At 69.7% G+C, this 14,051-nt stretch carries 9 protein-coding genes; 4 read left to right on the forward strand and 5 right to left on the reverse strand.

Features of this window, described 5'->3' with window-relative positions:
* Positions 1–81: 81 nt before the first annotated feature.
* From CTP10_RS29245 to CTP10_RS29255, 3 genes are all read right to left on the reverse strand, one after another.
* Complete coding sequence (locus CTP10_RS29245) at positions 82–723, reverse strand: hypothetical protein (RefSeq protein ID WP_233528091.1); 642 nt, start codon at positions 721–723, stop codon at positions 82–84.
* A 265-nt stretch (positions 724–988) separates the two neighbouring features.
* Positions 989–1,801: a sensor histidine kinase gene (locus CTP10_RS29250; protein ID WP_233528092.1), complete on the reverse strand. Its 813-nt coding sequence runs from the start codon at positions 1,799–1,801 to the stop codon at positions 989–991.
* A 104-nt stretch (positions 1,802–1,905) separates the two neighbouring features.
* Entirely contained in the window at positions 1,906–3,306 is a 1,401-nt protein-coding gene (locus CTP10_RS29255) for a sigma-54-dependent transcriptional regulator (RefSeq protein WP_116319024.1), read from the reverse strand.
* A 366-nt stretch (positions 3,307–3,672) separates the two neighbouring features.
* On the opposite strand from CTP10_RS29255, the gene CTP10_RS29260 reads away from it, so the two are divergent.
* Positions 3,673–4,725 carry a sigma-54 interaction domain-containing protein gene (locus CTP10_RS29260; RefSeq protein WP_116319025.1) on the forward strand — a complete coding sequence of 351 codons (1,053 nt, stop codon included), beginning with the start codon at positions 3,673–3,675 and terminating at the stop codon, positions 4,723–4,725.
* A 10-nt stretch (positions 4,726–4,735) separates the two neighbouring features.
* Here the strand turns inward: CTP10_RS29260 and CTP10_RS29265 are convergent, their stop codons facing one another.
* Together CTP10_RS29265 and CTP10_RS29270 are read right to left on the reverse strand one after the other, a co-directional pair.
* A complete protein-coding gene (locus CTP10_RS29265) occupies positions 4,736–6,610 on the reverse strand; it encodes a hybrid sensor histidine kinase/response regulator (protein ID WP_233528093.1) in 1,875 nt (624 codons plus the stop codon).
* A gap of 303 nt (positions 6,611–6,913) precedes the next feature.
* Positions 6,914–7,921, reverse strand: a complete 1,008-nt coding sequence (locus tag CTP10_RS29270; protein ID WP_116319027.1) for an SDR family oxidoreductase — start codon at positions 7,919–7,921, stop codon at positions 6,914–6,916.
* 328 nt (positions 7,922–8,249) lie between these two features.
* Here CTP10_RS29270 and ligD point away from each other — a divergent pair, with 328 nt between their 5' ends.
* The 3 genes from ligD to CTP10_RS29285 all read left to right on the forward strand — a co-directional run bounded on the left by ligD (position 8,250) and on the right by CTP10_RS29285 (position 14,011).
* Positions 8,250–11,147, forward strand: a complete 2,898-nt coding sequence (gene ligD / locus CTP10_RS29275; protein ID WP_116319028.1) for a DNA ligase D — start codon at positions 8,250–8,252, stop codon at positions 11,145–11,147.
* 82 nt (positions 11,148–11,229) lie between these two features.
* On the forward strand, positions 11,230–11,643 hold the full coding sequence (locus CTP10_RS29280) for a hypothetical protein (RefSeq protein ID WP_233528094.1): 414 nt from the start codon (positions 11,230–11,232) through the stop codon (positions 11,641–11,643).
* Between the two features lie 319 nt (positions 11,644–11,962).
* Positions 11,963–14,011 (forward strand): hybrid sensor histidine kinase/response regulator, encoded by a 2,049-nt coding sequence (locus CTP10_RS29285; protein WP_116319318.1) that lies wholly within the window; start codon positions 11,963–11,965, stop codon positions 14,009–14,011.
* Positions 14,012–14,051: the final 40 nt, after the last annotated feature.

A 14,051-nucleotide genomic window follows, 5' to 3' on the forward strand; every position in this document is an offset into this window, starting at 1 on the left:
TCGGAATCGCGCATCGGCTGCGCCCACGCTGCGGGCACGGCGATTACTGCGGCCACACTAGCCGCCACACAAGCGGCCACACTAGCGGCCGCGCGCGCTGCCCTTGCGCTGGCCTGCCGGCTTGGCCCCCACGGGCTGCTGCTCGCTGCCGCGCTTGAGCTTCCAGTCGACATCGTCACGCGCGGTCTGCATCTTCTTTTCGGCATGCATGGCGGCGCTCGGCGAGATCGGATCGCTGGCCGGGAACGTCATCTCCAACGAGTCGTCGACGGCGGCCTGGTAGGTCCTGGCCTCCTTGCCGCGCTGGGGCTTGTCCGTGCCCATGCCGGACCTGGCTCCGCCGGGACGGGACGCGGTGCCGGACTTGCCGGACTTGCCGGGCTTGCCGGGCTTGCCGGCGGCGGCGCTGGCACGCATGGCCTGCGGCTTGTCAGCCTTGGAGGCGGCCTTGGCTGCAGGGCGGGCCACGGTCTTCGCGGCTGACTTTGCAGCTGGCTTCGCCGCCTTGGCGGCGGGCTTCGCTGCCGGCTTTGCCGCTGGCTTTGCGGCGCTCTTGGCGGCAGGCTTCGCGGCGGGCTTGGTGGCTGGCTTGGCAGCGGGCTTGGCGGCCGCTCGCGCGCCCGGCTTGGCCATGGATTTTGCGGTGGATGCCGAGGATTTCGCGCCGGACGGCTTGCGGGCAACCTGCGCGGCCTTGTCGGACTTGCGGCTGGCGTTAGGCATGGTTGTTCCCTCCTTGGTTGAGTGACTGACCCATGCAAAGGCCGGGCCAGACTGCGCGACGCGCCGCGTGCCGGCCAAACGCCGCGCCGGGCCCGCCACCGGCGCACAACTGCCCCCAAGACTGGCGCCCGACCGGGGCGCACAGCGCCTTACATGCCGGTAAAAACTACATCGTCAGGCAAAGGATGGAAGATGCGCGCAACGCGCGGCAGAGGCGGAAAGGGGGACGGGGCGGGAGACGGGTCGGGGGACGGGGCGCGCCCCGTCACGCCATGGCGGGCTGGCGCGGGAACCTGACGGCGATGCAGACGCTGAGCTTGTCGGCTTCGCAGCCCTCGCTTTCGGCGCTGAGCAGGGCGCCATGCATCTCGACCATGCGCCGCGTGAGCAGCAGCGCGGTGCTCTGCCGCGGCGGCATGGCGCCGTCGCCAGCGGGCCTGCGGCCGAAGAAGTCGGTCAGCGCCGCCAGCCGGCTGGCGCTGCGCTGCTGGTCCAGCGGTGGGCTCTCGGTGATGCGCAGCTTCACGTGGGCGGGCTCGCCGACCAGATGCATCGCCACCGAGCCCCCCGCCGGCGCGCGCCAGATGCAGTGCACCAGCAGGTGCCGCAGCAACGGGATCAGGCGGGTTGCATCGCCGTCGATGCCATACGCGCCATCGCCGGCGCCGTCGGTGGTGACGGGGGCCAGCAGCACCCCACGCGCCTCGGCGGCCGGGCGGCGGTCGGTAATGGCCTGCGCGGCTGCATCGAGCAGGTCGACGTGCTGCCAGCTCGGCACGTGCTCGTCGGCCAGCAGGCGCACCGATTCCTCCATTTCCTCGATCAGCGCCAGCTGCTGCTGGGTGCCGGCGCGGATGCCGTCGAGCGCGCGCTGCGCCGGGGCCGGCGCCGCATCGAAGGCGCGGTCCAGCACGTAGGCCCAGCTCTGGATGGCATTGAGCGATGAACGCAGGTCATGGGCCGACTGCTCGATCAGCGTGCTGACTTCCTGCACCGCGCGCACCGCGGCTGCCGCTGCATCGGTGGAAAGGTCGTCAGGAGCGTCCCGCTTGTTGTCCGGTGGCTGCGGTTGCGTCATGGTCGGATGGGGTCTGGTGTGCCAGGTTGGCTGCTGGACGTGGAAGCAAGAAACGTGCTGCGCGCAGCGCTGGGGAGGCCAGCCCGCATGTCGTCCGAGGCCAGTCAACCGGTCGCGGAGGATCCCGTGTCATTGCGCGAGGCGCGCAGCCACTCGGGCAGCTCCCCGCGGGCGGCATAATCTTCCAGCCGGTTGTACAAAGTCTTCAAGCTGATGCCGAGGATCTCGGCAGCATGCTTCTTGACGCCGGCGCACTGCTCCAGCGTGGCGAAGATCAGCTGGCGGTCGGCATCGGCCAGCGACATGCCCACCGGCACCGACACCACCGCCGCGCCCGGGGCCTGCGTGGCCGCCACCTGCAACGGCACCTGCACTTCGGTGATGAGATCCTCGTCGGCCATGATAAAGGCGCGCTGCACGAAATTGCGCAGTTCGCGCACATTGCCCGGCCAGGCATGCAGGCGCAGGCTGTCGAGCACGTTGGGCGCGAAGCGCCGCTGCGTGCCCTGCTCGCCATTGAGCTGGTCCAGCATCAGGTTGGCGATCTGGATCACGTCGTCGCCGCGCGCGCGCAACGGCGGCAGCTCCACCGGGAACACGTTCAGGCGGTGGAACAGGTCGGCGCGCAGCTTGCCGTCGGCCACGGCCTCTTCCGGGTTGCGGTTGGTGGCGGCCAGCACGCGCACGTCGGCATGGCATTCGCGGTTGGTGCCCACGCGCATGAAGGTGCCGGTCTCCAGCACGCGCAGCAGCTTGACCTGCAGTTCGGCCGGCATCTCGGTGATTTCGTCCAGGAACAGCGTGCCGCCGTCGGCGCGCTCGAAATAGCCCTTGTGCTGGCGGTCGGCGCCGGTAAAGCTGCCGCGTTCATGGCCAAACATCTCGCTCTCGATCAGCGTGGGCGAGATCGCGCCGCAATTGACCGCGAGGAAAGGCTGGCGGCGCCGCGACGACAGCTCATGCACGGTCTGCGCGGCCAGTTCCTTGCCCGTGCCGCTCTCGCCGATCAGCAGCACCGTTGCTTCGGTGGGCGCAACGCGCGCGAGCTGGTCATAGACCGACTGCATCACCTCCGAACTGCCCATCAGCCGGCCGAAGCGCCCGTAGCGGCGCAGTTCGCCGCGCAGCGAATGGATTTCTGCGCGCAGTTCGCCGGTGGTGGCCAGGCGCTTGAGCACGGTCTGCAGCCGTGCCACGTTGATCGGCTTGACCAGGTAATCGGTAGCACCGGCGCGCAGCGCGTCGACCGCGCTTTCAACGCTGGCATAACCGGTGGTCAGGATCACTTCGACGCCGGAAGCGCCAACCTCGTCGAACAGCTCCATGCCGTTGCCGTCAGGCAGGCGCAGGTCAGCGACGATTGCGTCCGGCATGTGCCAGCCAAACTGCAGGCGGGCTTCGCGCAGGCTGCCGGCGGTGGCGGAGGTGAAACCTTCCATGGCGACGATTTCCGCCAGCGCGGCACATGCGTTTTCATCGTCATCGACAATCAGGATGTGGGGCATACGATCCGTCAGTGAGACTTAATGGAAACTTCTGCGAAACCAGCAAAAACACCTGTCTGATTCCCCGTCCGGCACCAGGTACCGCAGCCGCCGCTGCGCGCCATGCGAAGCGCGGCAAGGCAGCCAATGCCAGGCAGTTCAGGACAGGGGCGGCACGGTTCCGACTGCGTACTGCCAGTCCACTGCGTAATGCAAGTCTAAGCGGGGCCTGACGTGGTGGTTGCCGGTGTCTGTCTGACACAGCTGTCGGAACTTTCCGCGCAGGACCGCGCGGCTATGGCAAGGCCCTGTGGCAAAGGCTAGCATAGGAACTTCCCACCTTCCCCCCTTTCCACACGTGAAGCTCGCCCAGCCCTGCCTTCGACCGTGCCAGTGACCACCACACCTCCGCGGCGCGCCAGCGCCGTCCCCGCCTCCACTCGCCAGGGCACGCTTTCCCCAGCGGCCGGAGAAGGTGCGCCGCGCCGCGCCGTACCCTCGCAGGTCTCGCTGCTGTGGGAAAGTACCGCGCCGGTCATGCAGCGTTTGATGGCGCAGGTGGAGCGGGTGGCGCCCACCGATGTCACCATGCTTGCGGTGGGGGAAAGCGGCTCGGGCAAGGAGGTGGTGGCCCGCGCCGTGCATGAGCGCAGCGCGCGGCGCAACGGCCCCTTCATCGCCGTCAACTGCGGCGCGATCCAGCCGACGCTGATCGAGTCGGAGCTGTTCGGGCACGAGAAAGGCGGATTTACCGGCGCGATCGAGCAGAAGGCGGGGTACTTCGAGCAGGCGCAGGGCGGCACCCTGTTCCTTGACGAAGTCACCGAAATGCCGCTGGAGATGCAGATCAAATTGTTGCGGGTTCTGGAAAGCCGCACCTTCCACCGCGTCGGCGGGGATACGCTGATCGTCACCGATGTGCGCATCCTGGCCGCCACCAACCGCGACCCGGTCGACGCCGTGCGCACGGGCCAGTTGCGCGAAGACCTGCTGTACCGGCTGGCCGTGTTCCCCCTGCATATCCCGCCACTGCGCGAGCGCCCGGACGATATCGTGCCGCTGGCCCGGCATTTCCTCGCCGAATACAACGCGATGGAACACGCCGACAAGGCCTTCTCGGCGGCTTCGCTGGAGCGGCTGGTGCGCTATGACTGGCCGGGCAACGTGCGCGAGCTGAAGAACGCGGTCTACCGCGCCTTTATCCTCGCCGACAAGATGGTCGAGATCGGCAATCCCAACCTCGCCACGCAGCCGCCGCGGCCCACCACCGTGGATGGCGTGGTCAACGTGCGCGTGGGCACCACGCTGGCCGATACCCAGCGCGAGATCATCATGGCCACGCTGGCGCGCTTCGACGGCGACAAGCGCCAGGCGGCGCGCGCCCTCGGCATCAGCCTGAAGACGCTGTACAACCGCCTGGACGCGTACCGCTCGCTTTAGGACAGCCGGTTCAGGACGGCGCCGTGCGACCGGCGGGCGGATCGGCCAGCGCGCGCGACAGTGCATCGATCGCCAGCGGCTTGGTCAGGTGCGCGTGGAAACCGGCCAGCTTGCTGCGCCGCTGGTCTTCCGGGGTACCGCGCCCGGTCAGCGCCAGGAAGCGTACGTCCGCGCCGCACGTCTGGCGCAACGCCTGCAGGACCTCATAGCCCGACATGTCGGGCATCTCCAGATCGAGCAGCACGCAGTCGGGGCGGAAGCTGACCGCCAGCGCCAGCGCCTGGTGGCCGCCATGGGCCGCGCGCGCATCGTGGCCGAGCATGCTCAGCAGTTCGGCCATGCTGTCGGCGGAATCGGCATTGTCGTCGACCACCAGTACGCGCCGCCGTGGCGCCGTTCCCTGCGCTGGCGCGGCGGCTTCGCGGCGCGGCGCGCCGGAGCGCGGCAGGATCACGGTGAAGGTGCTGCCCTTGCCGGGCCCGGCGCTGTCGGCCTGGACCGCGCCGCCGTGCGCTTCGACCACGGCCTTGGCCAGCGCCAGCCCGACGCCGAGCCCGCTGCGGCTGCTCTCGGCTTCCTGCGAGAACAGGTTGAAGATCCGGTCCAGCGCCGCGGGCTGCAGGCCGCGTCCGGTATCGGAGACGGTTGTCACCACGCGCGCAGGCTCGACCTGGACCCGCACGCTGACGGTGCCGCCGCGCGGGGTGTACTTGGTGGCGTTGCTGAGCAGGTTCAGCAGCACCTGTCCCAGCCGGTTGGCGTCGGCGCGCACGTGGGGCGAGGCTGCGGGCAGCTCCGCCACCAGTTGCTGGCCAGCGGCTTCGAGCACCGGCCGGATCGCTTCCAGGCTGGTGCTGACCACGTCGTTGTACGCGGTCGGCGTCAGTTCCATCTTCAACTTGCCCGCGGTCACCCGGCCGACATCGAGCAGGTCGTTGACCAGACGTTCGAGCTGGCGCAGCTGCCGGTCGATGATCGCGGCGCAATGGCGGATGCGGGTATCGGCATCCGGCGTCAGCGCGATTACTTCGACCGCGTTGCGCACCGGAGCCAGCGGGTTGCGCAGTTCGTGCCCGAGGATGGCAAGGAACGATTGCAGGCGCCGGTTGCCGGATTCGAGCAGCTCCAGGCGCAGTGCGTCGCTGATATCGCGCGCGGTCCAGATCAGTCCGACCGGGCAGGCCGCGGCATCGCGCACCAGCACCATGCGGGTCTGGCAGCGCACGATCGTGCCATCCTGGCGTGCCAGGCGCTCGTCGCCGGCCCACTGGCCGCAGGCGCGCGCGGCTTCCAGCGCAAGACGGTCGCGCCCGGCGGCTGCATCCGGGCCGGTGTACAGCAGCGCCAGCGGCTTGCCGATCGCGTCAGCCTCCGCATATCCCGTCACGGCCTGCGCGCCGACGTTCCAGCTGCGGATGGTGCCATCCAGTTCCAGCTCGCAGACCGCGGTGCCGGGCAGGTTGTCGGCCAGCAGTTGGAGGCGCGACTCGGCCAGCCGCACGTGATCGGCCGCGGCATCCTGGACGGTGGTATCGCGGCACGCCACCACGAAGCCGCCGGCGATCGCATGCATGACACAGGCGGCCTGCAGCTGGCTGCCGTCCCGCCGCACGCGCCAGCCCCGGTCGCGCGCGCTGCCGGCCCGCGCGGCGGCCTGCTGCCATTGCTGCGGCAGCCCGGCAGCGACGTCGTCGGCGCGATGCAGGCAGGAAAAATGGTGGCCGGCGATGTCTTCCACGCGGTGGCCGAACACGCGCCGAGCGGCCTCGGGCCATGCGACGATGCGGCCGTCGGCATCCGTTTCGAACACCGCCACGTCCTCGACCGCATCCAGCAGGCGCCGGTATTGCTCAGCCGTCGGCTGCCCCGCTTGCGCGGTGGGCACTCCTTCCGCATCTGCCAGATGTGGCGCGCGGGCACCTTTCGCCGCTAGCGGCTCCGACATGGGCACACCCTGTGTGGTTGTGGACGAACATGGCAGGCCGTCCACGACCGCGGATGCGAACGCCCGGCATGCCACCAAGCCCGGCACATGGCACGGCTAAATGCCCGCCAGTGGCGGGCATGCAGAACCATGATAGGTGTTAGTGGCACGGATCGCGACCGCAGCCATGCCGCACGCCTGATCCGCGCACCCACGCCAACTACGCGCACGCAACGCGCGCGCTGGCTGTGGCGCGCCGGACGGCTAGCGGCCCCGGCGCAGCTGGACCATCGCCGCCACCGCGGCGGACGCCCCGACCACCAGCGCGGTGGCCAGTATCGGATACCGGGCCGTGGTCGTATAGGGACATGACTGCAGCGCGGTGCGCGTGCCGCTGCGCTCCTGCAGTCCGCTGCCACTGCCATACAGCGCGTTGTCCTCGAGCGGGCCGGCCGGGTGGCGCGTCTGCTGGGCACGGCCCATGAAACGGCGCATGAAGCGGTCAAAGGTATGCGGTGTGTGATACGCCGCCGCGGAGAAGGCCTTGGCCGCGCCGCCGACGAAGAGGTCGCGGCGCGGGTTCTCGGCGGCGAACAGGATCGCATCGGCGGCCAGCGCCGGATCGTACAGCGGCGGCGGCAGGCGCGGCTCGACATCGAGGAAGTTCTTGGCATGCATGGCCAGCGGGGTTTCCAGGCCGGCGGGCTTGATCAGCGTGACGCTCACCGGCGCCTGCTCCTGCTCCAGTTCCAGCCGCAGCGAATCGGTAAAGCCCTTGATCGCGTGCTGCGAGGCCGCGTAGGCGCTCTGCAGGGGCAGCGGCCCGTCGGAGGCCTCGCTGCCCATGTTGATGATGGTGCCGCCGCATTCGCGCAGGTGCGCGGCCGCCGCCAGCGAGCCATGCACGGTGCCCCAGTAGTTGGTGTCGAACAGCCGCCGCTGGTCTTCCAGCGGCACGTCGCCGTGGCGGCCGAAGATCGTCACGCCGGCGTTGTTGATCCACGTGTCGAAGCTGCCGAAGCGCTCGATCGCGGCCTGCGCGACCTTCGCGACGTCTTCGTGGCGGCCCACATCGGCGGTGATGGTGATGACTTCGGCACCCTGCTCGCGCAACTCTTCGGCGAGCTTGTGCAGCGAATCCTCGCTGCGCGCGACCAGCACCAGCCGCGCACCGCGCGCCGCGGCCTTGCGCGCGGTGATCAACCCCACGCCGCTGGTAGCGCCGGTCAGCACGATCACCTGCGAGCCGATTTTCTTCAGGGTCGGTTTCATCTGCCGCTTCCTCCTCGGGGATAGTCCCGGCACCGCGCCGGACTTAGCGTTAACAATAGCCCTTCGCAAATTACGTTCCTGTTTGCGACGGCTTTGCTTCGGCTTCACGCCGGTTACGCGCCGGTTACGCGTCGGCCTGCGCGCGCCCGGACGTGCCCGGTCCGGGGCGGATGTTCGGCAGATTTACAACGTCCGGTAAGAACCACATGCCGGCCGCCGGCCCTGGGCGAACAGGGCGCCATCCTGCCCTGCTGTAGGACGGGCGCCGATTTCGGCCGCGCCATGTGCTGCCTAAGCTGGATGCATCTTCCCGCAACCGGCGACAGCCATGGCCAAGACGACGCGACAGGAATCCGGCGACGGCCGTACCGCGGCAAAGCGCACCGCCGCGCGCAGCGGCACCCCTGCCCGCAAGCGCTCGCCGCCGGCGGCGCGCAAGGCCGGCGTGGTTGCTCGCAAGCGCAGTCCGGCCAGCGCCGCGCTGGACAAATACCACCGCATGCGCGACTTCGGCGCCACGCCGGAGCCCAGCGGTGCCGCTGCCCGCGCGCGTGGAGCGCCGCGCAAGCGCGCCGGCGAGCTGTCGTTCGTGATCCAGAAGCATGCGGCGCGGCAGCTGCACTACGACTTCCGGCTCGAACTCGGCGGCACGCTGAAAAGCTGGGCCGTGCCCAAGGGCCCGAGCCTGGATCCGGCCGACAAGCGCATGGCAGTCCACGTCGAAGACCATCCGATGGACTACGCCGGCTTCGAGGGCGTCATCCCCGCGGGGCACTACGGCGCGGGCACGGTGATCGTCTGGGACCGCGGCACCTGGGTGCCGGTCGGCGACGCCGACGCCGGCTACCGCGACGGCAAGCTCAAGTTCGAGCTGCGCGGCGAGAAGCTGCATGGCCACTGGACGCTGGTGCGGATGCGCGGCAGCCGGCAGAAGGCGCAGGACGCCTGGCTGCTGATCAAGGAACGCGACGACGCCGCGATGCCGGCTTCGGCGTTCGACGTGGTCGAAGCCCTGCCCGACAGCGTGCTGGGCGGGACGGCGCGCAAGCCCAAAGGTGCCACCAAGGCCGCCAGCCCGGCGCCGAAGAAGGCGAAGGCCAGTGCCGGCAAGAAGGCCGCCGCCGCTGGCTCCGCCAAGGCGCTGAAGCCGCCGACCGGCGCGCCGCGCGCGGCGTTGCCGCTGGCGCTGGCGCCGCAGCTGGCCACGCTGGTCGACAAGCCTCCTGCTGACGCAGCGGCCTGGCGCTACGAGATCAAGTTCGACGGCTACCGGGTGCTGGCGCGCATCGACGGCAAGGACGTGCGGCTGTTCACGCGCCAGGGCAATGACTGGACCGCGAAGCTGCGCGCGCTGGCGCGCGACGTCGGCGCACTCGGGCTGCCAGACGGCTGGCTCGACGGCGAGATCGTGGTGCTCGGCAAGCATGGCGAGACCGATTTCCAGGCCTTGCAGAACGCATTCGATACCGCGCACGCCGAGGCGATCCAGTACTTCGTGTTCGACCTGCCCTTCTATGCCGGCCATGACCTGCGCAAGGTGCCGCTGGTCGAGCGCCGCGCGCTGCTGCGGCATATCTTTGCCGGCAATACCGCGCCGCGGCTGCAGTTCAGCGAGGACTTCGAGGCCGCGCCCGACGAGATGCTCGACGCCGCCTGCCGCATGAAGCTCGAAGGCGTGATCGGCAAGCGCGCCGATTCCAGCTACGTCAGCGCGCGCAGCAACACCTGGATCAAGCTCAAGTGCACCTTGCGCCAGGAGTTCGTGGTGGCGGGCTTTACCGATCCCAAGGGCAGCCGCACCGGCATCGGCTCGCTGCTGCTGGGCGTGCATGACAGCGGCGGCCGGCTGCGCTACGCCGGCAATGTCGGCACCGGCTTCGACACCCGTACGCTCGACGAACTGCGCGCGCAACTTGACGCGCTGCGCACCGGTACGTCGCCGTTCGCTCCTGTGCCGGCCGGTGTGAAGGGGCACTGGGTGCGGCCCAAGCTGGTGGCCGAGGTGTCGTTTGGCAGCTGGACGCGCGAAGGACGCGTGCGCCATGCCGTGTTCCACGGGCTGCGCACCGACAAGCCGGCGGGCACGGTCTCGGTGGAGAAGCCGGCTGCACCGGCCGGCAAGGGGACGAAGACAGGGACAAAGGCTGCGGCGAAGGTGGCGGAGAAGAAAACAGCGGCGAAGAAGACAGCGGCAGCGAAGAAGACACCCGCAAGGCGCGCAGCCAGGACCGCTTCGAAGAGCGCCGACAAAGCCCGGGCAAGATCCGCGACAGAAACCGCGGCAGAAACAGAAACCGCATCAAAAGCCAGCGCCCACGGCAGGCAGCCCACCGCGCTCGGCGGAAAGGTCAGGATCAGCCATGCCGAACGGGTGATCGACACCGACTCCGGGCTGACCAAGGGCGACCTGGTGCGGTATTACGAGCAGGCTGCGCCACTGATGCTGCCGCACCTGCGCGGCCGCCCGATCGCGATGGTGCGCGCGCCTGCCGGGGTCGGCGGCGAACAGTTCTTCCAGCGCCATGGCGACACGCTGCGCGTCGACGGTATCAACATCCTGGACCCGTCGCTGTGGCCGGGACACCCCGCGCTGCTGGAGATCGTGTCGGCCGAGGGGCTCGTCTCCGCGGCCCAGCTCAACGTGGTCGAGTTCCACACCTGGAACGCCAGCAAGCGCAGCCTCGACCGGCCCAACCGCATCATCTTCGACCTGGACCCCGGCGAAGGCGTGCCCTGGGACCATATGCAGGAGGCCGCCGCGCTGATGAAGGCACTGCTCGACGAGCTTGGCCTGGCCAGCTTCCTGAAGACCAGCGGCGGCAAGGGGCTGCACGTGGTGGTGCCGATCACGCAGCGCGCCGGCTGGGACGAGGTCAAGGATTTCGCCCTGGACGTGGTGCGCCATGTTGCCGCCACCATCCCGCAGCGCTTCGTCGCCAAGAGCGGGGCGCGCAACCGCGTAGGGAAGATTTTCATCGATTACCTGCGCAATGGTGTCGGCGCGACCACGGTCGCGGCGTTTTCTGCACGCGCGCGCCCGGGGCTCGGCGTATCGATCCCGGTCTCGTGGGAAGAACTCGATACGCTAAAGAGCGCGGCGCAATGGACCGTCGCCAACGTGGGCGCGCGGCTGCAGGCCTTGCAGGCCGACGATCCGTGGGCCGGCTATGCCAGCGTGCGGCAGGCGATCACGCGCGCCGCGGCGCGGCTCGGGCGCGCAGGTTGAGCCGCGCCGCGGCACATTTCTTGCCCCGATTTCCATAGACAGCCGGCGTGAGCGCCGCGCCGCAACCTACGGAGAGACCGCAATGATCCACCTCAGCATTCCCGGTACGATCCGCGCCGCTGGCACCGGCACCGGCAGCAGCACCGGCGCGCCGCGCGGCCGGCGCGCGCTGCGCCGCCTGCTGGTTTCCTGCGCCATGCTGTCGTTCGCCGCCGCGCCGGTGCAGGCGCGCCTGCCGGCACCCACGCCCGAGCAGCAGCAGGCAGCTGAAGCCAAGAAGGCCAAGGAGGCGGAAACGGCCAAGCAGCAGGCCGAGGCCCTGACGCGCGTGCAAGACCAGCTGGCCACGCGCTTCGGCAAGGGTGCCACGGCAACGGGCGCCACCGAACCCGGAAAGGTCCCGCAGAAGGCTGCCGAAGCTCCTGGTTCTACAGGCCCGCACGGCGGCACCTCGCCAAGTGCCGAGGCACACAGCGGCGAGGCCGCGCGCCGCTAAGGCCGAGGTGGCGGCCTGATGCCGACCTGATGCCGCCAGCGCGCCCGGGATGCCGGCGCGCGAGCCCGGCACGCCTCTTGCCACGGCGAAGCGGAACGGCCTCTTCGAAGGCCCGTGGATAAGCCGCCACAAAGGGGGAATGCAATGGACCACTTCTGCATGCGTGTAATAACTACAATCGAGACGTCACCTGGCTTGGCAAGATTTGCAAACCCGGCCCAAGGGCCGGTGCACCTTTACCTGTTTCCGAACCCGCCTCGCGCATGTGCGGCCGCGATCGGCTCCGGACGTGCGCATCCGCGCGCGTCAGCGTGACACCATGAGCCCGCAAGCCAATCGCGCCGCGCTGATCCTCAACGTCGAGGACCGCGAGGGCCCGCGCTACGTCAAGAGCCGCATCCTGCATCGGGGCGAGTTTTCCGTGATCGAGGCGGCCACCGGCCAGTCGGCGCTGGCACTCGTGCGCCAGCATGCGCCCGCGCTGGTGCTGCTGTCGTCGCGCCTGCCAGATATCAGCGGCCTGGAGGTGTGCCGGCTGATCAAGGACGACCCGCAGATCGCGCGCACCCTGGTGCTGCTGACATCGCCCGGCGTGGCCCAGGCGCGCCAGCGGGTCGAGGCGCTGAACTGCGGCGCCGACGGCTACCTGGTCGAGCCCGCCGAGCCCGAGGAAGTGCTGTCGAGCATCCAGGCGCTGCTGCGGCTGCGCGGGGCTGAAGACGCCTACCACCGCACCACGCAGGCACTGCACGACAACGAAGACCTGTTCCGGCAGCTGGCTGAATCGCTGGCCGACGTGGTCTGGATCCTCGATCCGGCAGCCCGGCAGCTGCTGTTCGTCAGCCCTTCGTTCGAGGCGCTGTGGGGCCATTGCGCAGAAGACGTGATGGAAGACCCACGCCGCTGCCTGGACCGCCTGGTCCCCGCCGACCGCCCGCGCGTCGAGGCCGCGCTCGCCAGCATGATGAGCGACGGGCGAATGGATATCGAATTCCAGATGACGCGGCCGGATGGCCAGCTGCGCGAGATCCGCGCGCGCGCCTTCCCGGTGCACGGCGCAGGGCAGACAGTCGCGCGCGCCAATGCCGGCGAGGTCCGGCCGATGCGCATTGCCGGCATCTGCCAGGACGTGACGCTGCAGAACCGCGCGGGACGCACGCTGCGCGACGAAGAACAGCGCAAGGACCAGTTCCTGGCCATGCTCGCGCATGAGTTGCGCAACCCGCTTGCGCCGCTGCGCAGCGCCGCCGACATGCTGCAGCAGCTGTCGCCGTCGCGCGAGGACATGTTCCGCGCGCGCGACATCATCGGGCGCCAGTTGCACCACCTGACCCGGCTGGTCGACGAGCTGCTCGATATCTCGCGCTTCAACCAGGGCCGCATTACGCTGCGGCAGGATCTGGTGGAACTGCGCGCCGCGCTCAATACCGCGGTGGAAGCCGTGCGGCCGGAGATCGACACGTACCGCCACACGCTGCGCCTGTCGCTGCCCGAGCAACCGCTGCCGGTGCGCGGCGACCTGGTGCGACTGACGCAGATCTTCAGCAACCTGCTGCACAACGCCGCAGCCTACACGCCCGCCGGCGGCCAGATCACGGTCGATGCCACGCTCGACGACGACCCGGCCGGCGCCGAGGCGGGCGGCTACGTCTCGGTACGCGTGCGCGACAACGGCACCGGACTGTCCGAGGCGCTGCAGCGGCTGCTGTTCGACCCGCTGGCCCCGCACGATCCCGCCGCCAGTGCGCCTGTCGGCACCAACAGCGGCAACGACAGTGGCAACGACAGCGGCACCGCGCCCCGCAACGCCTTCCCGCACGACGGGCCCGGCATCGGCCTGACGCTGGTGCAGAAGCTGGTCATCCTGCATGGCGGCACGATCCGCGCCGCCAGTCCGGGTCCCGGCCAGGGCAGCACCTTCACCGTCAGGCTGCCGGTCGAGCCGTGGCACAAGTGGCACCCCGGCACCGGCAAGGGCGCGGCGCGCAGCGGCGTGCCGCGGCGGATCATGGTGGTGGACGACAATGCCGACGCGCTTGAAGCCATGACCATGACGCTGCAGAGCATGGGCCACACCGTGGTGACCGCGCCGGACGGACCCACCGCCGTCGCGCGCGCCACGGAGGCACGCCCGGAAGTCGTGCTGCTGGATCTCGGCATGCCGGCCATGGACGGCTTCGAGACCGCGCGCCGGCTGCGCGCTCTGCCCGAGATGCGCGGCGCCACGCTGGTCGCATTGACCGGCTTCGGCCAGCCCGACGACCGCCGGCGCGCGATGGAAGCCGGCTTCGACCAGCACCTGGTCAAGCCCGCCGACCTGGAGGCGCTGACGCACCTGCTGGATACTCTGGGCGAGGCCCGTGCGTAGCCATGCCGGCCCGCCATCAACCCTGACAAGGAGCCTACGT

This window comes from Cupriavidus sp. P-10, from assembly GCF_003402535.2.
GTDB lineage: Bacteria > Pseudomonadota > Gammaproteobacteria > Burkholderiales > Burkholderiaceae > Cupriavidus.